This is a genomic window from Wolbachia endosymbiont (group A) of Therophilus tumidulus, from assembly GCF_964277345.1.
GTDB classification, from domain to species: Bacteria; Pseudomonadota; Alphaproteobacteria; order Rickettsiales; family Anaplasmataceae; genus Wolbachia; species Wolbachia pipientis.
The window spans coordinates 769,180-790,478 of sequence record NZ_OZ195515.1 but is presented as its reverse complement, the minus strand read 5'-3'; the positions used below and the strand labels follow the sequence as shown (position 1 = coordinate 790,478).

19 protein-coding genes and 1 pseudogene are annotated in these 21,299 nt (G+C 36.5%); 12 read left to right on the top strand and 8 right to left on the bottom strand.

Going from position 1 to position 21,299, the window contains the following annotated elements; translation table 11 throughout:
• Positions 1 to 29 precede the first annotated feature (29 nt).
• Together ACICQD_RS04355 and ACICQD_RS04350 are read right to left on the bottom strand one after the other, a co-directional pair.
• The gene (locus ACICQD_RS04355) at positions 30 to 1,310 is read right to left on the bottom strand and encodes a hypothetical protein (protein WP_395461647.1); all 1,281 of its coding nucleotides are present in this window, start codon (positions 1,308 to 1,310) and stop codon (positions 30 to 32) included.
• Between the two features lie 63 nt (positions 1,311 to 1,373).
• A complete protein-coding gene (locus tag ACICQD_RS04350) occupies positions 1,374 to 3,944 on the bottom strand; it encodes a valine--tRNA ligase (protein WP_395461646.1) in 2,571 nt (856 codons plus the stop codon).
• Between the two features lie 259 nt (positions 3,945 to 4,203).
• Between ACICQD_RS04350 and ACICQD_RS04345 the strand changes: the two genes are divergently transcribed.
• Complete coding sequence (locus ACICQD_RS04345) at positions 4,204 to 5,292, top strand: hypothetical protein (RefSeq protein ID WP_395461645.1); 1,089 nt, start codon at positions 4,204 to 4,206, stop codon at positions 5,290 to 5,292.
• Between the two features lie 50 nt (positions 5,293 to 5,342).
• Here the strand turns inward: ACICQD_RS04345 and ACICQD_RS04340 are convergent, their stop codons facing one another.
• Positions 5,343 to 5,858: a gamma carbonic anhydrase family protein gene (locus ACICQD_RS04340; protein WP_264373819.1), complete on the bottom strand. Its 516-nt coding sequence runs from the start codon at positions 5,856 to 5,858 to the stop codon at positions 5,343 to 5,345.
• A 144-nt stretch (positions 5,859 to 6,002) separates the two neighbouring features.
• Between ACICQD_RS04340 and secG the strand changes: the two genes are divergently transcribed.
• Genes secG through ACICQD_RS04325 form a run of 3 tightly spaced genes read left to right on the top strand, consistent with a single transcriptional unit; the run spans position 6,003 to position 8,363 of the window.
• On the top strand, positions 6,003 to 6,323 hold the full coding sequence (gene secG, locus ACICQD_RS04335) for a preprotein translocase subunit SecG (protein WP_264373820.1): 321 nt from the start codon (positions 6,003 to 6,005) through the stop codon (positions 6,321 to 6,323).
• Positions 6,323 to 7,927 carry a CTP synthase gene (locus ACICQD_RS04330; RefSeq protein WP_395461644.1) on the top strand — a complete coding sequence of 535 codons (1,605 nt, stop codon included), beginning with the start codon at positions 6,323 to 6,325 and terminating at the stop codon, positions 7,925 to 7,927. The genes secG and ACICQD_RS04330 overlap by 1 nt, the downstream gene beginning before the upstream one ends.
• 25 nt (positions 7,928 to 7,952) lie before the next feature.
• Positions 7,953 to 8,363, top strand: a complete 411-nt coding sequence (locus tag ACICQD_RS04325; protein WP_182319297.1) for a nucleoside deaminase — start codon at positions 7,953 to 7,955, stop codon at positions 8,361 to 8,363.
• A 106-nt stretch (positions 8,364 to 8,469) separates the two neighbouring features.
• Here the strand turns inward: ACICQD_RS04325 and ACICQD_RS07460 are convergent, their stop codons facing one another.
• The 3 genes from ACICQD_RS07460 to ACICQD_RS04310 form a co-directional block, all read right to left on the bottom strand.
• Positions 8,470 to 8,673 carry a hypothetical protein gene (locus ACICQD_RS07460; protein ID WP_410542148.1) on the bottom strand — a complete coding sequence of 68 codons (204 nt, stop codon included), beginning with the start codon at positions 8,671 to 8,673 and terminating at the stop codon, positions 8,470 to 8,472.
• A gap of 160 nt (positions 8,674 to 8,833) precedes the next feature.
• Positions 8,834 to 10,099: an MFS transporter gene (locus tag ACICQD_RS04315; RefSeq protein WP_264373821.1), complete on the bottom strand. Its 1,266-nt coding sequence runs from the start codon at positions 10,097 to 10,099 to the stop codon at positions 8,834 to 8,836.
• A gap of 118 nt (positions 10,100 to 10,217) precedes the next feature.
• The gene (locus ACICQD_RS04310) at positions 10,218 to 10,484 is read right to left on the bottom strand and encodes a hypothetical protein (RefSeq protein WP_395461643.1); all 267 of its coding nucleotides are present in this window, start codon (positions 10,482 to 10,484) and stop codon (positions 10,218 to 10,220) included.
• A gap of 146 nt (positions 10,485 to 10,630) precedes the next feature.
• On the opposite strand from ACICQD_RS04310, the gene ACICQD_RS04305 reads away from it, so the two are divergent.
• The 3 genes from ACICQD_RS04305 (at position 10,631) to ACICQD_RS04295 (ending at position 13,191) form a co-directional block, all read left to right on the top strand.
• Positions 10,631 to 11,457, top strand: a protein-coding gene (locus ACICQD_RS04305) for an IS5 family transposase (RefSeq protein WP_395461446.1) whose coding sequence is annotated in 2 segments (ribosomal slippage) — positions 10,631 to 11,018 and positions 11,018 to 11,457 — 828 coding nt in all. Because the reading frame shifts where the segments join, the coding sequence is not laid out codon by codon here.
• A complete protein-coding gene (locus ACICQD_RS04300) occupies positions 11,441 to 11,953 on the top strand; it encodes a hypothetical protein (RefSeq protein WP_395461642.1) in 513 nt (170 codons plus the stop codon). The genes ACICQD_RS04305 and ACICQD_RS04300 overlap by 17 nt, the downstream gene beginning before the upstream one ends.
• Positions 11,950 to 13,191 carry an AAA family ATPase gene (locus ACICQD_RS04295; protein WP_395461641.1) on the top strand — a complete coding sequence of 414 codons (1,242 nt, stop codon included), beginning with the start codon at positions 11,950 to 11,952 and terminating at the stop codon, positions 13,189 to 13,191. Before ACICQD_RS04300 ends, ACICQD_RS04295 begins: the two co-directional genes overlap by 4 nt.
• On the opposite strand, the gene ACICQD_RS04290 is transcribed toward ACICQD_RS04295, so the two are convergent.
• Together ACICQD_RS04290 and ACICQD_RS04285 are read right to left on the bottom strand one after the other, a co-directional pair.
• Entirely contained in the window at positions 13,186 to 14,271 is a 1,086-nt protein-coding gene (locus ACICQD_RS04290; protein WP_395461640.1) for a hypothetical protein, read from the bottom strand. The two genes, ACICQD_RS04295 and ACICQD_RS04290, sit on opposite strands and share 6 nt — an antisense overlap.
• Positions 14,272 to 14,278: 7 nt before the next feature.
• Positions 14,279 to 15,487, bottom strand: coding sequence for a hypothetical protein (locus tag ACICQD_RS04285; protein WP_395461639.1), 1,209 nt, complete (start codon positions 15,485 to 15,487; stop codon positions 14,279 to 14,281).
• A gap of 293 nt (positions 15,488 to 15,780) precedes the next feature.
• On the opposite strand from ACICQD_RS04285, the gene ACICQD_RS04280 reads away from it, so the two are divergent.
• The 5 genes and pseudogenes from ACICQD_RS04280 to ACICQD_RS04260 all read left to right on the top strand — a co-directional run bounded on the left by ACICQD_RS04280 (position 15,781) and on the right by ACICQD_RS04260 (position 21,276).
• A complete protein-coding gene (locus ACICQD_RS04280) occupies positions 15,781 to 16,458 on the top strand; it encodes a hypothetical protein (RefSeq protein ID WP_395461638.1) in 678 nt (225 codons plus the stop codon).
• Between the two features lie 15 nt (positions 16,459 to 16,473).
• Positions 16,474 to 17,898 (top strand): annotated as a pseudogene (locus ACICQD_RS04275) (DUF4815 domain-containing protein); the annotation flags it as partial.
• 87 nt (positions 17,899 to 17,985) lie between these two features.
• Complete coding sequence (locus ACICQD_RS04270) at positions 17,986 to 18,552, top strand: hypothetical protein (protein WP_395461637.1); 567 nt, start codon at positions 17,986 to 17,988, stop codon at positions 18,550 to 18,552.
• A gap of 234 nt (positions 18,553 to 18,786) precedes the next feature.
• A complete protein-coding gene (locus ACICQD_RS04265) occupies positions 18,787 to 19,809 on the top strand; it encodes an IS110-like element ISWen2 family transposase (RefSeq protein ID WP_395461636.1) in 1,023 nt (340 codons plus the stop codon).
• A 285-nt stretch (positions 19,810 to 20,094) separates the two neighbouring features.
• A complete protein-coding gene (locus tag ACICQD_RS04260; RefSeq protein ID WP_395461635.1) occupies positions 20,095 to 21,276 on the top strand; it encodes a phage tail sheath subtilisin-like domain-containing protein in 1,182 nt (393 codons plus the stop codon).
• Positions 21,277 to 21,299 lie beyond the last annotated feature (23 nt).

Here is a 21,299-nt window from a genome sequence, read left to right as displayed (position 1 = left end):
CCAGTGTACAACTGTACTCAAAATGTGCGTTAGCTATTGGTCGAGGTGAAGCATCCACTGGAATATCCGGAATCACATGAAGCATCATTCAGCTTTTTACATGGCGATCTTATTGGAGTGGATATATAAGGTGGTTTTGGTTTCGGGAACTGTTTATTAACAGACTCATTTTCACCTATTCCTTCAAGTTCTGATAAATGTTCACTGCTTATATCTGAAGAAATGGAATGACTTTGCTCGTCTTCCTGCCCAATTACTGCTTGCAGACGTTCAACTTTTCTTTCCAAATCAGATTTATGTCTTCTTAATTTACTGCATTCGTCACCCAAATATTTTTCGCTACTTTTCAACTCACTGTTATTATCGCGCAACTTTTCATTTCCTTTTCTTTCTTGATCCAAAAGTTTTTTTAACTTTCCGATCTTATCAAGATTTTCAGTTTTTTCCTCTTCTAATTCCTTGCATAGTTTTTCTTTTTGTTCTAAATCTGCAGCTAGCTTGATCGTTTCTTGCGCTTTTTCACTTAACTTTTCTTTCAATCGTCTTTCTCTTTTTACTACATCCCCTAATTCAGATTGTAAACAAGAAGTTTCACCTTTTTCTTTTCTTAACTGCACTGCTAATTCTTCTGCTTTTTTCCTGCTCTTTTCTAAACATGTTTCCAATTCTGTTATTCTTTCTTTTAATAAAGGAGCTAAAATTCCTTTATCTTTTAATTCATCTAACTGCCTTTTTAAGGAATCTATTTCTCTTTGAGGTTGAAATAATTCCTCTATTAAAGAATCCACTCTTTCATTCAATCTTGTATTTTCATCACGTAACTCTTGGTGTTCAAAAGAAAGCATCTCCTCCCTATGTTTTAACTGATCTTCTACTTTTGCACTCGGTTCTGTATTTTGAATACGTAACTCTTGTATCTTCTTATCCAGATTCTCTATTTCACTTTTTAATTCCTGAATTTCACTATTCTTATCACTTAACTCTTTTATAGCACCATCTAATTTTTGCTGTGCCTTACTCTCTGATTGTTGTTTTACGCTTTCTAACTCTTGCTCTTTCTCAGCAAATTTATTTTTCTCAACCTCTATTTTCTTATTATTACTAATCATCTTGCATGAAAGTGCGAGTATCAAAGTAGATAGTATAGATAAACTCAAAGCAACAGGAAGAGCTACATTAAAGGCTGCAATTGGAGATAAGAATGCAACATAAGGAGCAACAGCAAGTGTCCCAGATGCAAGCAATACCAAAGTAGCAACAGCACCAGCTATAAGATATGGTGCATTGGTTTTACTATACAAATCCCTCATTATTCCTTCACACTAATAATGATTATAATAGCATGGATATTAAAGGAAGTAAAGCTATAAAAATCAGTATAAGTCTATATTCACTATGTATTTTCTGTCTTCAGTTTCAAGCTCAGACTGCATCCACTCTATCGTTTCCACATTGCAAACTGCCTGCAAATCATTCTGTGCGGATTGATTCAATTTATCCTCTCGTAGATCTGCTTTTATCATCAACTTTTTTATCAGATGCTTAACTGATACATTATTATCTGCCTTTATCTTTCTGATAATGTTTAATATCTGAATAACATTATCTCCCATTTCCTCTGAATATTTATCGTAGATAAGTTCTTCTTTGCTCGGCCAATTACTTTGATTGTGTACAGAATTATAACTATACAACTGGTGGTATATCTCTTCTGTAATGTAAGGCAAGAAAGGTGCAAATAACCGCAAAATAATATTCAGTACATACGCCAAGCTTTGTTTTGCACTTAAGTTTGTTTCGCTGTCTACTTTATCTCCATATGCGCGCTTTTTTGCTAGTTCCAAGTAGTTATCACAAAAATCCTTCCAAAAAAATTCCTCTATTACGCCCAAAGCTTCGCAGTATTCAAACTGTAATAGGTTATTTGTTGCTCTTTCTATAACTTTGTATAACTTAGACAATATCCACTTATCCATTGTCTCGTGAGCAGAATTTATGCTCATCACTTGATGCTTTTCCATGAACATGGAAACGAACTTGCTAGCGTTCCAAAGTTTTGTAACGAGGCGCTTGCCAATTTTGAATGTATTTTCAGAGTAGACTGTATCAACTCCAAGCCTTGAGTTCGCTGCCCAATAGCGCACTACATCAGCTCCATAAGTTTCAAGTATTACATGAGGAGTGATGATGTTACCCTTTGATTTACTCATCTTTTTCTTATCATCTGCTAAACACCAACCGCTGATCATAATGTTTTTCCAAGGTAAAGAATTTGCATGATAATGTGCCTTTAAAATAGTATAAAAAGCCCAAGTTCTTATTATCTCATGGCTTTGGCTGCGCAGATCTGCAGGAAATATCGTATCATAGCGATGATTTGGTAAGCTAAACTCACTGTTTACTGCCAGTGCACTTAGTTGAGGAGTAATTGAACTTGTGGCCCAAGTATCCATTACATCTTGATCTGGGATAATCTCTTCTTTGCTATACCCTTTTGGTAAATCTTTCGATGGATCTATAGGTAGGGCCTTTATTTCAGCTAGGATGATTTTGCCCTCTTCTCCTTTACGCTTGGAATACCACGCTGGAAATGGCACACCAAAATAGCGCTGCCTTGAGATGCACCAGTCCCAATTTAGCCCTTCTATCCACACTTCCATGCGTTTACGCATATTGCTTGGATACCAATTGCATTCTTTTACTTTATCTAATACTTGAGCTTTTTGCTCTAAAGTCTTGATAAACCATTGATAAGTAGGCAATATCTCAAGTGGTGCACCAGATCTTTCTGCACACTTAACAGAATGAGAAATGTTAGTGCTTTCTACCAAAAGTCCTTTTTTAGTTAGGATTTCGATCATCCTCTTTCTTGCTGCTGTAACTTTCAATCCATTTATTTCATTTAGTATATCGTCTGTCATCCGAGTAGCTGACACTGGGATCCATTCTTCTTTTTTCTGACCATACGCTGACATGATATCTTCCTCTGTCATCGCTGGCATTGGCTCTTTTTCCTGGATTCCAGTGTCAAGCACTGGAATGACATCATCTAGGTCCATCCTTCCATCCTGATCGATGATAATTTTCATCGGTAGATTATGCTTTTGCTGCCAATATATGTCGAGCTCATCACCAAACGTACAGCACATAACAAGCCCAGTGCCTTTATCTATTTTGACCTTATCGTCAGCAATGATTAGTACTTTTTCCTTTGTTATTGGCACTACCGCTGTTTTTCCGATCAGATGAGTGTAGCGCGTATCCTCTGGATGACAAAAAACTGCAACGCATGCTGGAAGTAGTTCAGGTCGCGTAGTTGCAATATTGATCTGCTCATTTTCTTGAGTAGAGAAAACTATCGTGTTTAAGGATGACTCAAAAACTTTATCTTCTATTTCTGCTTGCGCAATTGCTGTTTTATCAACCGGGTCCCAAAGGATGGGCTGCATTTTTCTATATGCATACCCTTTATTATATAGATCAATAAACGACATCTGTGAAAGCGTCACAGTTTCCTTGCTGATCGTGTGATATTCCAAATCCCAGTCATAACTAATGCCGACCGATTTAAATAGTTCCTTGAATTCTTGCTTTGATTTTTCAATAACCTCATGGCACATCTCTATAAATTTTTCCCTGCCAACTTCTTTTGCGCGGGTTTTATAGGTTTGCTCAACCAATCTTTCAGTGGGAAGCCCATTATCATCAAACCCAATTGGGTAAAACACATCTTTTCCCAGCATGCGCTGAAACCTTGCAATAAAGTCCGTGTGGCAATAGCTAAATATATGGCCAATATGCAATTTACCCGATATTGTCGGTGGAGGTGTGTCTATAGTGAAAGTGTTATCCTTTTCACCATTCCACCTGTAAACTTTACTACCTTCCCATAATATGTTGCATTTGTCTTCAACTTCTTTAAAGCCGTATTTTTCTTTTAACATAAATATTTCTCAATTTTAAACCTTAAGCTAGCAACGTCATACCGCCGCGGTATCTCTAGATCCCGCTAACAAGCAGCGGAATGACGATGGTCGGTAAACCTAAATTACTTTAGCTATAGCACAATTAAGTAAATACGGCAATTTTACGCCAAAATTTTTTGTTTACGAACATAAATTTTCTATGCTATGATAAAAATATTACTTGACCTTAGGTTCTAAGGGTATTATGTAATGTTAATTATATATATTGAGGTTAAATATGCATAATTCAAATCAAAATCTTTCACCTGGAGCAACTTCACCAACTGATATAACATCTGATCAAGAAGGAACTATAAATAAAAACTCTATTGAATCAGGAACAGAGCAGTCGTTACAAGGTTCTTCAGTTGGTAATCAAGATTCTTTAAATGATTATGTTGATGCGAGTAGCACGCCTGTGCCTGAAGGGGTTAATGATACAATGCAGGTTGCCGGTGATAATGAGGTTACGTCGGGCAATAAAGGTAATCGAAGTGTTGTTTCTAGTGATAGCACGACATTAAGTGAAGGTTCTGTTAATGAGCAAGAAGGTGTTACTAAGTCAAAAAAAGGAAAAGGAAAAAGATCAACAAGTAAAAGAATACAACGGAGTAAGCAGCAGTTAAAAGAGAAAGACGAGGAAATAATAGCATTAAAAGCTCAACAAAATATACAAGAAGTTGCGGACTTACAGCAACAGTTACAAGCTAAAGACGAGGAAATAACAGCATTAAAAGCTCAACAAAATACACAAGAAGTTGCGGACTTACAGCAACAGTTACAAGCTAAAGACGAGGAAATAACAGCATTAAAAGCTCAACAAAATACACAAGAAGTTGCGGACTTACAGCAACAGTTACAAGCTAAAGACGAGGAAATAACAGCATTAAAAGCTCAACAAAATACACAAGAAGTTGCGGACTTACAGCAACAATTAGCAGATAAAGAGAAAGAAATAGCACAACTAAAACAACAACAGCCAAATGCTGAAGTTGACAAACTGAAGGCAGACTTAACAGCTAAAGAGAAAGAAGTTGACAAGCTAAAGAAGGAAAATAAAGAATTAGAAGCTGAAAACAAAAAAATTCAACAACTAAAACAAGGCAATGGAGCACGGTACACTGCTACTGTTGGTATGGGTCTTGCTGCTGGACTGATAGCATTTACTGCACTTGAACGTACAGTGAGATTAGATATTTGGGTAATGGTTGGTATAGCAGTAGCATCTGCACTCGTAGCCGGTGGTATTACATATGCAGTATTACCTAGTACTCAAGTAGATGGGGCAAAAGCACAAGAAGTAAATGAGAATGGGAAAAAGAAGTAACAAGGGTTAAGCCGAAATGTACGTGTCAAGTAAAACACTTGACGCGAACTTCAGTTTTTATATTCCTTCATTAGCATAATATAATTTTGTGCTGATTGTGTAATATGTTTAATTTCTTCATTCGACATCTTTTTGAAGAACTTTGCTGGCCTGCCAGCCCATATTTCCCCACTTTTTATCACTTTTCCGTGTGTTACCAGTGAGCCAGCAGCTACCATAGCTTCAGGCTCCACAACTGCATGGTCCATCACGGTAGAGCCCATACCAATAAACGCTTTATCATGCACCGTGCATGCATGCAACATACAAAAATGTCCCACTGTTACCATACTGCCAATAATTGTGTCACCACCTGGGTTTCTATCCACATGAATTACCGTTCCATCTTGAATATTTGTTCCATTACCTATTTTTATTGATCCAACGTCCCCTCTGATTACACAATTAAACCAGATGCTTGCATCTCTTCCTATTTCAACCTTGCCTATGATATGCGAACCACCTGCGATGAAAGCACTTTCGTCTATTTTTGGTTCATAATCTTTGTATTTTAAAATGTGATACATATTAAGCCCAAAGTCTTATGCATATGTTAATCAAAATAAGGTAAGCAGTAAATACATACTTAGATTTCAAACTACTTGGGTGATAGATGTTCTTGACTTACGTGCTTTGTACTGCTAAGATTTTTATTTTCAGCCCTATCTATAATGTCAGTAGCGGTATTAAGTATATTTCAAATAATATTGGTTGTTGTGTTAGTAATTTTAGTGCTCTTGCAGCCACCTGGGAGTAGTTCGTTAAGTGGTTTTAGTAATACACAACAGGGGGTCAACTCGATGATTCCAGTGAAATCTTCTGAAAACCCGCTCAGCAGAGTAACGGCTATTGTTGCTGGATTGTTTATTATAAATACATTGCTATTGTCAGGATTATGTTCAAAAGACGTACATAAAAAATCGATCGCAGAGAAAATTATATTAGAAAAAAAGCAAGAAAGTGAACCTACTTCTGTTCCATTTGAAAATTAATGAAGGAAGCTAAATTTATCTTTGTTACAGGTGGAGTTGTATCGTCGCTTGGTAAAGGCTTAGTTGCTTCAAGCGTTGGTGCGCTTCTTCAAGCTCACGGTTTTAAGATCCGTATCAGAAAACTTGACCCGTATCTCAACATTGATCCTGGGACAATGAACCCAACTCAGCACGGAGAGGTATTTGTGACCGAGGATGGTGCTGAAACTGATTTGGATCTTGGGCATTATGAGCGTTTTACTGGAATTAAAGCAACAAAAGATGACAATATAACAACTGGTAAGATATATCATGAGTTATTGAAGAAAGAGAGGCGTGGTGATTATCTGGGCAAAACTGTGCAAGTCATTCCTCATGTGACAGATTTGATCAAATCGTTCATTTTTAATGGTACGGAAGGTTTAGATTTTGTAATATGTGAAATAGGCGGAACTGTAGGTGACATTGAAAGCCAACCATTTTTGGAGGCTATACGTCAAGTTAACTACACATTAGGAAAACAAAGAGTTATCCTTATTCACTTAACTTTAATACCATATCTTACTGCAGCGCAAGAATTAAAGACAAAACCAACGCAGCATTCAGTTCGAGAGTTAAATTCCACGGGGTTACAACCAGATATTATATTATGCCGCAGTGAGAAAGAAATTTTCGATAATCAAAGAGAGAAAATAGCTAAGCTTTGCAATGTTTCTTTATCCAATGTGATACCTGCTCCTGATGTGAGTCATATATATGAGTTACCGGTGTTGTATAGCCAATGTGGGCTTGATACGCAAATTTTGGAGCACTTTCATTTAAGTAAGCCAAAACCAAGCTTGATTGAATGGGATCAAATAGTGCATTCTATAAGGCACCCAACACAAGAAGTTACTGTATCTATAGTGGGAAAATATACCGAATTCCCTGATGCATATAAATCACTAGTTGAAGCATTAAATCATGGTGCGATTAGTAATAAAGTCAAAGTAAAGATAAATTGGGTTAACTCAAGAGAGAAGGAAGAAAAACCTATAAATGAAAAACTTATAGGAGAGAAATTACAGAATTCTCATGCAATCCTTGTTCCAGGGGGGTTTGGTGATGACGGAGTAGAGGGTAAAATATTAGCAATAAATTATGCCCGTACAAATAATATCCCATTTTTCGGAATTTGCCTTGGTATGCAGCTTGCAATTATTGAATTTGCTCGTAATGTTGTTAAGCTTGAAGATGCACACTCTGAAGAATTTCGTAACTGTAAACATCCAATCGTTAAGTTAGCTGGCGATCAAGATGACGATCTTGGTGGAACCATGAGACTTGGGGCATACAAATGTAATATAAATGCAAACTCTAAAATGATGGATGCATATAGTAACACTACTATTTCAGAAAGACACAGGCATAGATACATAATCAATTCAGATTATAAAGATGATTTGGAAAAAAATGGGCTGCTATGCAGTGGCATATCAGAAGATGGAACGTGCATAGAGGCAGTGGAGTTAGAGAGTCATCCGTGGTTTATTGGTGTGCAGTTTCATCCAGAATTTCAATCAAAGCCGTTTTCTCCTCATTCTCTTTTCGTGTCGTTCGTTAAAGCAGCAATTGATAAGAAATAAGTGCCTAGTGTTTAAGTATCAATATATGGAGCTTGCCATAGAGCAAGCCAAACTCGCTCAAAAAAATGATGAGGTGCCCATAGGTGCTGTAATAGTGAGTGGAGACAATATCATTTCTTCTGCACACAATATATCCAGCGATCCAACTGCACATGCAGAGATGTTAGCGATCAGACAAGCATTTTCAACTTCCACGCTTTGTGATGCTGATATGTACGTAACATTAGAACCATGTCCGATGTGTGCTCAAGCTATTTCCTTTGCCAGAATTAAACGATTGTACTTTGGAGCTTATAATCCAAAAGGTGGAGGAATTGAAAATGGTGCTAAGATATTTCAATTTTGCAGCCATATACCTGAAGTTTATGGTGGAATATTAGAAACAGAATGCTCTTTTTTGTTAAAGGATTTTTTTGAGAAACTAAGGAACATTTGATAAATCGTCATGCTACTTGTTTTCCGATACAAAATCGTCATCCCGCTACGTGTTAGCGGGATCTATGCTAGGAGATACCGTGACGGTATGGCGGTTAAGTAATTCGTCATTCCAGCGCGTGACGCACAACTATACAAACATTGTCCACCAGCAGGGTGTCATCCGGGTAGCTGACACTGCCCTCCTTTGTCATCCCAGTGCCCAGACACTGGGATCCAGAAGACTTAATTTTAACCAAGTGGCTGCATAATAAAGGCTGGATTCCAGTGTCAAGCACTGGAATGACATTACAGGGACACTGGGATGACATCATCCTTTTCTCTGGATTCCAGACTGGAATGACAGCAGTCCTACGTCATACCGTCACGGTATCTCTAGATCCCGCTAACAAGCAGCGGGATGACGGTTGTCAGGGTGTCAGCTACTTAGATGAAACCCTTTCCCGGTCTATCAAATCACATAGGAGAAAACTAAGACCAATCAAATTTCTTATCTTGCGGTTTTATTTGCAATATTGCTACCACACTGATCAACAAGCAGAAGACTATATAAAGCCCAGCAGCAAGGTTTGTTTGAGGAAATGTTACAGTCAACCAAATACAAACCATAGGAGTAAATCCTCCATGTAACGCATAAGAGATATTGCGTGATAAGCTCACACCACTAAATCTAACATTGGTAGGAAAGAGTTCAGATGCAACTATTCCTATGGGAACTATACCCCTTTCTATTATAGAGAGAACCATTACGCTCAACGCAATCACAAGATAATTTTTATAGTAATATGCAATAGATAACGCAGGACAACACAGTGCCATTGTAATTGCTATAAATAAGATTGCAGTGCGCTCTTTTCCAACTTTATCAGCCAACATTCCAAACGCTATTGAAGATATCGGCATTAATACACTGGTTATAATCAATACAATTTCGTTGATATATGTTGTTACATAAACATCCACTGATGCTATTTCCTTTGCGAGAGTTCGAAGAAATATGGTAAATCCAACAGCAACATTAACAGGTACAGATATTAAAATAGCAAGTATAAGAGCTCTCTTGTGGCGTTTTATAAGCTCTATTATTGGCAAATCAGGTAAATTTCTTTGTTTTCGATTTTTTTCATATGCTGGAGTTTCTCCCAATGTGTATATGCTATACGCGCTAATTAATCCTAAAATAGCTGAGAAAATAAATGGCAATCTCCAACCCCAGGTACAAAAATCAGTAGTTTTTTTGCAGATAATCACTATCACCGCAGAAAGCAAGACGCCAATGGAGCGACCAAAACCCATCATTCCAAAATACATCCCTAAGTTCTCTTTCCTACTGGATAAATGCTCTATAAGATAAACAGAACTTCCTTGTTCACCACCAAGTGCAATTCCTTGTGTTATATGGATTGCAAGAAGCAATATAGTAGAAATTATACCTACTTGATTGTGACTTGGAATAAATGCAATGAGACTTGATGGTATCGATATTAGCAAGATAGTAATTATTAATGCTATCCTCCTTCCATACCTGTCACCAACGTGACCAAATATGAATGCACCAAGTGGCCTTACAATTGCACCTAGCCCTACAATTCCAAATAATTGCAGTATGTTACTGTAGACATCTTTTGCAAAACAAAACTCTCTGCTGATTATGTTAATCAAATCAATAAAAAGCATGTAGTCATACCATATTGCGATTCTGCAGAGTATGGTTGATATCAACACCCTTGTTTGCACTAAATTCAATTCGTAAATGTTTGCTTATTCTATTCTGGCTGCTTTTTGGGATTTTACAACCTAAACATATGGAGTTGACTTTTTTATTATGGTGTGTGATAATTGCAATGAATATAGCTTATTTAGCAGCACTTATAGCAGCAGCTATAATAAAAATAGCAGCAGTAATACTTTGTGCTATAATGTGTATAAGCATTTTCTTTATATTATTTAAGGGAATTAAAGAACATTTAGATTCAAAAGGATTTCTATCTCTTCTGAAAACAGTAGGTGTAATTTCTATAACACTATCAATTATATCTCTCCCACTTATTATATTAAGCCTTACTACTCCGTCACCTCTGGTAGTAGGTATAGTAGGTGGTATCGTTGGTGCTATTTCCATAATACCATTAATAGTAGCTTACATTTTGCTTGTGGCTATATCGAATATCTTTATTACCAAGTCTTTATAAATTTGAGCTAATGTTACTAGACTTCTTTCGAAACTAGGATAAAGCAGTAAAAATAGTAATTTTGAGGTAAGGAGAAATGAAGTATGAAATAGTGAAAGAGCTCGATAAAGGGGAGTTTCGTCGACTAACAGGAGTAAAGAGATCAACATTTAACAAAATGGTAGGGATTTTATGTGAAGAAAATAAAAAAAAGAAAGCCAAAGGAGGAAGGAAAAATAAGCTAAACGAGGAGAATATGCTGCTCATGGTATTAGAATACTTACGAGAATACCGTACATATTTTCACATAAGTCAAAGTTATGGAGTAAGTGAAAGTACGGCATATAAAACTGTAAAATGGGTAGAGGATACTCTAATACAACACCAAGATTTCGCATTGCCAGGACGAAAAGAACTCCTAAAAAGCGACGTGAAATATGAGATTTTGGTGATTGATGCAACGGAAACACCTGTAGAGAGACCAAAAAAAAGCAGAAAAGATTTTATTCAGGAAAGAAGAAAAAACATACGCTAAAAACACAAATAATTGCAGAAAAGAAGAGCAAGAAAATTATTTGTACGTCATTTTCAAACGGGAGAAAGCATGACTTTCGGCTTTTCAAGGAGTCAAAAGTGCATGTATCAGAAGGTATAAAAGTTTTAGCCGATGCTGGCTATAGAGGTTTTCAGAAAATTCACAAAAATGTCGAGTTGCCACACAGAAGGATGAAAAAGAGTCCCTTAATTAAGGAAAAAAAGGTAGAAAATCGGGAGCTAGCAAGCAAAAGAGTAGTAGTTGAGAATGTAATTGGTCTGTTAAAAAGATTCAAAATTATTGCAGACAGATACCGCAATCGGAGAAAACGTTTTGGCTTGAGATTCAATTTAATAGCAGGAATTCACAATTTTGAGCTGTCTATATGAGTTTCGAAAGAGGTCTACTGATTTTAATACGGCAAAGTCGCAAAGTAATTTAATACCTAAAGGTACAACGGTAAAAGTCAAAATGGCCATTAAACCTGGGGGTTATGAATGCTGGCTCACTAAAAGTCCCACTACTGGTAGTATCTATTTAAACGCAGAATTTACCGTCATTGAAGGGCCATATGCAAGGCAAAAGATTTATCAAGCAATTGGGATAAAAAGCGGCAAAGCAGAAGGCGCAGAGGACGTTTGGGGAGAAATGGGTCGTTCTATGATTCGAAGCATTTTGGAGTCAGTACGCAATATTCATCCACATGATAATTCAGAAAAGGCGGTACTTGCTCGTAAGCTGAACTCTATTGCAGATTTAAATGGTTTAGAATTCAGAGCAAAGGTAGGTATTGAATCTGATCGGTATGGAGAAAAAAACAAGATTACTACAGTTATTACTCCACAGCAGCATCAAAATACTGAAATCGACTGGGTTCCGTTTTGAAGTACGACGAAGAGAAGCTCTGGATTGCTGTAATTGAGAGAGCTATCAAAGATGCAGCAGGAAAAAATCTAGAGCTAAAGAAAGAAGCAATTAAATGGTTTGATTCAGAGTCTTTTGAAACTGTTTGTGAGCTAGCTAATCTCAGCTCTAAACGTATGAAAAGTATGTATGGGTGTTTTATGCAGAGAAAGGAAATAAGAGCGTTATTAATTGATAATATTAAGGAATGTGTGTCTTATCTAGTTCCAGATGGTCAGTTTTACCAAGAAAAAACTTATGTTGGCAGCTTAAATGGAGATACCATTATGGTCAAAATAGTAGGTAAAAAAGCTGGTAATTGGCGTAATTTTACCACAGGGACTAGTGGTGACATTATTGATTTTTGGACTTTAATTAAAGGTAATATAGATTCTGCCAAGGAGTGGTTAAATACTAAAAATACTGAGAAATTACAAAATAAAGAAGCGAAGGGGGCAAAAAAAGGGGAAAAGGCGTTTTCTGTGGGACAGTATTTAAGCGATCAATCTCCGATGCCGAAAGATGTCATAGGACCAAGAATTCTAACACCAGGTGGGTTTTTAGTTATAGGCGGTACTCCAAAGGTTGGAAAAAGTAGTTTTCTGCTTTCTTTATTAGCACATATGGCATCTGGAGTACCATTTCTTAAGATGACACCTACAAGACCGCTTAGGATACTCTATCTACAGGACGAAATGGGATATGACGGCATGAGAAGGCGCGTGCAGCAACTCAAAATCGACCAAAAGCTTATAGATTTAATGAAAGAAAACTTGGTTATTGCTTCAGAAGCAAAAATAACGTTGAATGATGAAGGAGTGGAGAGGATCAAAGACATCATCGTGAAAGACTTTGGTACAAAGATGGTTGATCTTATTGCAATAGACTCTCTTACAACGCATCTGATGCCACTTTCTCTTTTGCAAAATGGGATTGAAAAATTACGCTCTGCAACTAACCCAGCAGTGGGGATAATCATGACCCATCACACTAAGAAAGTATCCACAGCTACACTGGAAAAAAATCCATTTCAGGCTCTGGTTGGAGCTAATGCACTTAGAAGTTTCTATACGTCTGGTATAGTAATGTTTCAACCGAATAGACGTGAAAATATCCTACAGGTAGTGTATGAACTTGGAAATAGAAGACCTATACCAGCAAAATTCATTAGTAGGACTGATGGATGTTGGAAAACCTCCAAAGTTGTAACTATTTCATAAAAAATATGATTTCTTCAATAAAAGTGTGAAAGGATTAAGTCTATAACCATATTCCTTAATACCTATTCCAGACCATGGCAGAGTTTGAATAATATCATCTCTTTTAACATTCAGGCCTAAAGTTTTAGCTAACTTCTCTGCCATGGTTTTTTGCATTCTATTAATAGGTTTACGAATTTGCTGCTCTGTATCAGAAATGTTTCCTAAACAATCTGCAATTTGTCCAATACTCAATGTTTTGTGTTGTTCTGGGGGAATTCCTTCTTTAAAATCATGCCAGAATTGTTCAAGGAGAATAAAAAAGATATTCATTCCTAACTTAGATTGTTTATTGACAACCTCTATGTCATTAATATAAATGTTACCATTTTTGATTTGCAATTGTAGTGTCTTTTCTTGAGTTGCTAGTTTGGTCTGTTGCAGTGAAATATAAGGATAGCAATTTAGTGCCTGAAAAGAAACGTTAGGTAATAATTTTGGTACCCCTTTTTCAACTGCTTCACCTAGCACTTCACTTAAAGTCTGATATTCACAAATTAAATCAGCCATAGGAACAATGTATAGATTTAACAATGGTTTAAAGTTTTTTTCGTTGAAACTTATCAAAGCAGTAGGATTAACTTTTAACTTATCTATGGTTAAGTATGATTTATCAGAGCAACAGTCTGGAATAATTAAAGTTACAAAACTTTTTTCAATAAGAACATAATAAACCCCGATTACTACTTTATTCCAAGTAACGCTTAAACCTACCAATTGTTCTTCAAACCATTCAATAATTTTCAAATAATTAACAGTTACCCCTAAAGAATAGTAACGTTGTTTCTTGTAGGTATCAGGCAAAATATCACGTTCACAGAGGTCACACATTATTGGATCATCGTAGTCTTCATCATAATCACTTGCGATCTCTAGCCTATTGTTACAGAAAGGATTTATCACATGAAGATCAAGGTCATCTTTATCATTAGCACAGATTATAAAGTAATATTCTCTTAAATTTAAAAACCCAAGACTTGATAAGTATTGTGCAACTTCTAAATAGTCGTGGTTAGGTGCATCATAAGAGTTATTCCACATTAATAGGTCAGTAATTATTTGCCTGTAGGTAGCTGGATTTTGCTTTTGACAAGATGGTAAGTCCATAGATATTTTTAAACAATGATTTAAAATCTTCACGTTCTTTTTTATTAAGCACGTGCTCTGAATAGTTAATTGCTATATAGTTTGGGTCGTGTATACTTGCTTGAAAAGATAAAGTAACTTTTTTACTTTCAAACATCACCTTAACATGTTGGATAAGGGAAATATCATGCAATACACTACCAACAACAGGCTCTATCTTTTGCAGCACCTCTTCAATATTATCGGTAGTTAAGGTAAGATAAGTTCGAGGTTTAGACGAAATAAACCTTAATTCATACATACTAACATTTGGTATTGATTTTTGTACGCATGAACTTATAAATGTACGTACCTGTGCAACTGCATTGTGGTTATGTACATCAACAAAGGAGCATTCATATTCAAAATACTGACTTACAATGCTATTTGCTATTTTTAAACCGTGTTTAATATTTTTGGTGCACAAGTTTACTTGATTAGCATTAGAGGAAAAGTCAAGAATAATCCTATCAGGCTTGTAGCCATGAACTACTTGATTTGAGTTAAGTATTAGGTCTGAATCACTAGCACGACGTGTGAACAAATAGATGCGGTCTTGATGATGAAAAAATCCTTGGAATTGGCTTATGAAACCATCATCTCTAGAAAGATCATGGTGTGTTAATATTTCCTGTAATACTGAATTCGATAAGAAATCTTTGAACGAAGTAGACCGCTGTCTTGGAGGGTTTTTTAAAATAAAAGGCGAAAAACTTTTCTTTTGAACTTTATTGAAATGAAAGACCTGTTTTAATAGATTAGGATCAGTGATAAAGAGGGTAAAAAGTAGAGACTTTCTATCATATTTATTATTTTGTAATAGATATAGTTCTGAGTTCAATATGGGCTTTGCTACTTCAGTTATAGCTAACTCTGATTTAGAATTGCTAAAATGACTAACTAAATAGTAATTAAGTAGAGATTCAGAGACATCAGTGAGCATCTTACGTTTTTGTTGAGTTGGAATATCATCATGTTTCCAAAGCTCATGTTCCTTAAATAATTGTGCATTTTGTTGATCTTTAAAAAGGTGAAGAAAAATAACAGTTAATTGTCTACCAGAAAGAGAATTAAGCCAACTTTTACGTAAAATTGGATTTTGAAAGTCCTTGAGCAGAGAAGATACAGGCATTTCTAAACTACTTTCCCAGAATTCCCTACTAGGATGAAAATTTACCATACCTATAAAGTAAAGATACTATGTTTAAAGTAGATTAAAAATTAGTCAACAAAAATCTATGGCAAAAAAAAGAATTGCAAAAAAAGTGAACATATTTCTGAAAAAAGTTGAACTTATATATATAAGGGGGCTTGTAAAAGACCAAAGCAAAAAGACAGCAGATCTATTTGTATAGCAGATACTCAGGTTGATAAGAAAATTGGTATTTGAAGTCCAGGAAGACCGTTGAATGAGGTAGTTTAGTAGTGTCAATCCTTACCCAAACAGGAAGAGCAGCAATAGCAGCAAGTATAAAAGAGCAAGTTATACATCTTGCCTGGGGCAGTGGTAATGCCAATTGGGAAAGTAGCCATAAAGTAGAGAATTTTTTCACCCTTAATGGCGAAATAAAGCTTGATTACCATCCCGTTAAAGACGTAAAAGTTTTTACCGGGCAAACGACCTATCAATCAGGTATTGATTATACAGTTGCTGGTGCGATTAAACGTACGGAAAATAGCGCTATTCCAGTTGATGGTGCAGTGACTATAGAGTACACTCAAGACACACCACCAGAACTCATTACTTCTACAACATTACTCAAGGAAGTTGGACGTCGTGTTGTTGATGAGGTTCTCTTCTGCACAGGTGATGAGAATGGAGAGCTTGTTACTCCCTCCGGAAGGTTTAAATCTTCCGCTGTACCAACCAATAATCTTTATCTCAAGTTTACTTTCGATTTCACGGACGCAGCAAATCAAGTGATAAGGGAACTTGGGGTTATGGTTGGTACTAAAGTAAAGGGGAAAGTGCCCCCAGGACAGAGATATTTTGAACCACAAGATATAGAAGACCCGGGGATTTTGTTGGTTTTGGAACATACAGTACCACTCATTAGAACTGCAGCAACCCGGGAAACTTTTTCATTTGTTGTGACGTTTTAGAAAAAGGGGAAAAAGATGACTTTGAGTAGCTATTACAATCGCTCTGACAAAGAATACGAGAAAAGCTTGTTCCTTGCAGGAAGAGGTTTGCAGTCAGCAGAATTAAATGAGATTCAAGATTATGCTCTTTCAAGGCTTAAAGGCATAGGAGATGCGATATTCCGTGATGGTGATGTTATAACTGGGGCTAATTGCATCATAGATGGGGAAAAAGTTACACTTGAAGCTGGAAAAATTTACCTTCGTGGAGCAGTTAGAAGCGTTGAAAAGGAAGAATTTACTATTCCACTAAATACCACAGTTCGCATAGGTGTTTTTTTCGCCCTATCTACCATCACAGAACTTGAGGATGAAAATCTTCGTGATCCTGCAGTTGGTACGCGTAATTATCAAGAAGTTGGAGCTGCAAGGCTTAAAGTTTCCACCATTTGGGGTTATCAAGCAGAGAGTGTTTCTTCCCCTTTTTCTGCAAGTGGAGAATTTTATCCAATTTACAACATTGAAAACGGAGTGTTGGTAGAGCATTCACCGCCACCACAAGCAAACATAGTGACCACTGCTCTTGCTCGTTATGACAAAGAAGCAAATGGTTCCTACGTCGTAAATGGCCTAGAAGTAATGTTTTTGCAGAGAGAAGAAAAAGGCGAAAAAGGGGCGAAAACATTTGTGATTAATGAGGGTAAAGCTCATGTTGATGGCTATGAGATTGAACTTCCTCACAGTATCCGTGTTTCTTTTGATGAAGATCCAGATATAAAAGCAGTTGAATCAGAACCACATACTTTTCAGCCAAATAGCCAAAGAGTAATGGAACTGAAAGTTAATGATTTTCCAATCAGCGAAATTAAAAAGGTAGATATAACTGTTCAAAAGACAGTTGCTGTTACTCATGGTTCATACTCTGGAGCTGTTGATCCGATACCTGATTCTGCAGTGCTTGAGATTATTCAAGTTAAACAAGGCAATGTTATTTACGAAAACAGTATAGATTACAAACTAAACGCAGGAAACGTTGATTGGTCATTACCTGGCAAAGAACCAGCACCTGGAAGTAGTTACCTGATAACCTACCGCTGTCGCACTCATGTAAGTCCTGAAGATATAAGCGAAGAGGGATGTAAAGTAAGAGGTGCAGTTGATAACAGCTTGGTTCTGATTGATTACACCTGGAAAATGCCACGCTTTGATTTAATTACCATAGATGCAAAAGGAGTGGTAAGAAGAATCAAGGGAATTGCTCATCCTTGGAAACCATCAATGCCAAAAGCACCTAGCGGACAACTTTTACTCTGCTACATTCACCAAACGTGGAAAACCGGGGAAAAAGAAAAGGTGAAAGTAATGAATAATGCTATCCATGCTGTACCGATGAATGAACTCGAAGCAATGAAGAGTGGAATAAGAGATCTTTATGCGCTAGTTGCAGAGGAGCGTCTACGTAAGAGAGAACACTGAAAGCTTGGCAATGCCCAGGATTTGACGCCACCCACAAAATCTGGAATTGATACCAGAAAACGGAGAAAACCAATGCCAATTTATATTCATTTTGAAAATAACAAACAAGTAGAAACAACAACGCTTGAAAGTAAGCCAACAGGGAATGATTGGTATGAAGCGCCAAAGAATTTCGACTGGCAAAAGAGTTATTGTTTAACTGAAGGAGGGAAAATTGTTGAAAGGAGTAAAGAGGATATTGAGCTGGAATTATTGGAAACTGCGAAACTTTCTGCACTTGATAGTGTGCGTTCTTATTTTAATAACTATACTCACCAATACGCAGGAGCTTCTCATCAGAAGTCTAAGTCGTATGAAATACAAGCAAAAGCCGCAGAGAACATTCTAGCAGCACCAGAATCTATAGACGAAAAAGATGCAGAAATCATAGAACCTTTAGCAAAAGTCCGTGATATCCCGGTTATTGAAATGGCAAAGATAATCGAGGAAAAAGCCAAAAAAGCAGTAAAAGCAATAATCAAATGTGAAGAGCTTGAAGATTTAGCCAAGAAGAAAATCAAGGAAATCAAAGATAAAGAAGAGTTGCAGAATTTTCTCAACGATTTTAAGCAAAAAATGCAAAAGGTTTTAGAAAGCTAAATAAAGAAACCTTGTATCTTGAAAAAAGCATCTAGTGTTTTTAAGCTTAAGCATTAGGTGGAGAAGGGAAGAACTCTGGGAGATTCCTTAGATATAAAATCTGTAGAAAAGAAAAGAGTTCCCTTCTCAAAAGTAGAGGCTGGACGGTATCTTAGAAAGACCAAATGGTTCTAATTCTGTATTCACAAGGTTAGCCTTACTTTTCATTTTTAATGGTAACATATGGGGTTATATATGATCAACAACTTTTTAGGTATAGATGTTTCAAAAGAACATTTTGATGTTTCTCTCTCATTCATAAGCAAAAAAGGAAAACGTGAAACTAGGAAAAGGAAATTTAAAAATGATGATACTGGGTTTCAAGGTCTACTGAACTTTCTACAAAAACATAACGTAGAAGAAGTAAAAGCTTGCATGGAATCCACTGGTTGTTATAGCGAAGCTTTGGCTGAGTTCCTCCACAACGCTGGATATTTCGTTAGTGTTGTAAACCCAGCTTGCATAAGATTTTATGCAAAAAGTAAGCTTACACGACAAAAGAATGACCAGACTGATGCAGAGATTATTGCAGATTATTGTCAAAGACAGGAACCTTCTCGTTGGACACCACCTTCTCCTGAAAAGAAAAAATTAAAACATCTTTATCGTTGCTCAAATGCGTTAAAGGATGAGTTAACATTAGCAAATAATCATTTAGAAAAGAAAGAGAGACTGCCTAAAGAAGTTGCAAATGCTTGGGAAGACCTTGCAATGAACATAGAGCAAAAAATAGAAACAATAAAAAACTCCATACGCGAACTATTAAAACAACACAAAGAATTGTTGGAAGATTTTCAACTCCTATTAACTATTCCAGGAATAGGAGAGGAAACAGCAATAGCTATTTTAGCTGAAATTCCTGGTATAAAAGCCTTTATAAATGCTAGGCAATTGGCAGCATATGCTGGAACTATACCACAAAATATAACATCAGGCTCATCCGTACATGCCAAGCCCAGATTAAGTAAAACCGGTTCACGAACATTACGTAAAGCAATGTACTTTCCTGCTATAGCAGCTAAAAAGCATAATCCTATCATTATGGCTTCTTGCGAAAGATTAAAAGAGAAAGGCAAGCATGCTATGGCCATAGTTGGTGCTGCAATGCGTAAGTTATTTCATATAGTTTTTGGTGTTTTAAGTTCAAAAAAGGCCTTTGATCCAGATCATATCAAGAACTATAGGGCTAAAAGGTTAACTGAAGGTTTAGTACTTTAAAATCAAAAAATGCTTCTAATTCATCTTATGTAAAATGGCATCTTACACAAATTTATTGAATGTTGTTGGTTAGTGGATATGTTGATAAGTAAATTTCTGCTGTTTTATATGTAACTAATTTACTTATCAACATATCCACTAACTATAATCTGTATACTGCTACACAGTTGGAAGTATTTTTTGATTTTATTATGCAATTTGGAGAATTTTTATGACTTTTTTGTTGACTAACAACGGTATCTTTTCTCTATCCACTTTCCGAAATTCAACATTACAAGGAGAAAAATGACAGAACAGTTTTTACATGGGGTAAATGTTATTGAGATTACCTCTGGAGCAAAAACAGTACGCACAGCTAAATCATCAGTGATAGGTGTAATTGGTACTGCTCCGGAAGCTGACGGGCAAAAGTTTCCACTCAATAGTCCAGTATTAATAGCAGGAAGCTTAAAAGAGGCAGCAAAACTTGGGAAAAGTGGAACACTACCTTCTGCAGTAAATGGAATATTTTCCCAGGTTGGTGCAACAGTAGTAGTGATTCGAGTTGAGGAAGGTGAAGATAGTGATGAGAAATTAAAAGAAGAAGAGACGCTCAGCAATGTAATTGGAGGAGTTGATGAAGAAACTGGGGAATATCAAGGCATTCAAGCATTCTTAAGCAGTGAAAGTATAGTCCATGTTGCCCCAAGAATACTAATTGCCCCTCAGTTTACTCATCAATTGCCTGGAGATGCTGGAAACCCAGTGGTTAGCGCTTTAATTCCTATAGCAGAAAAGCTAAGAGCAATAATAGTAGCAGATGGTCCAAATACCAATGATGAAGAAGCAATAAGATGGAGAAAAAGCATCGGTAATTCAAGAGTTTACGTAGTTGATCCTTGGGTAAAAGTGTTTAACAATGGAAAAGAAGAAACTTTGCCGTCTAGCCCATTTGTAGCCGGTTTAATAGCCAAAGTAGATAGTGAACAAGGCTTTTGGCAATCACCTTCAAATAAAGAGATAAATGGTATTGTTGGAACAAGCAGAGCTATTGATTTTACCTTAGGTGATACAAGTTGTAGAGCAAACCACTTAAATGAAAATGAAGTAACAACGATAATCCACCAAAATGGCTACAAGCTCTGGGGAAACAGAACGTGTTCAGATGATCCAAAATGGGCTTTTCTATCAGTAAGGCGTACTGCAGATCTAATCAATGATAGTCTACTGCGAGCTCATCTATGGGCAGTTGATCGAAATATCACCAAAACTTATATAGATGATGTGATTGAGGGGGTGAATTCCTACCTAGCAAGTTTAAAAGCACAAGGAGCGATTATCAGTGGAAGATGTTATGCAACTCCAGAGCTCAATACACCGGCAAACATTGCAAGCGGGAAAGTATATTTTGACTTTGAGTTTACACCACCATATCCAGCAGAACAGATCACTTTCAGATCACACTTGATCAATAGTGAAATACTGTAAGGGGAGAAAAAAAGGAGAAAGAG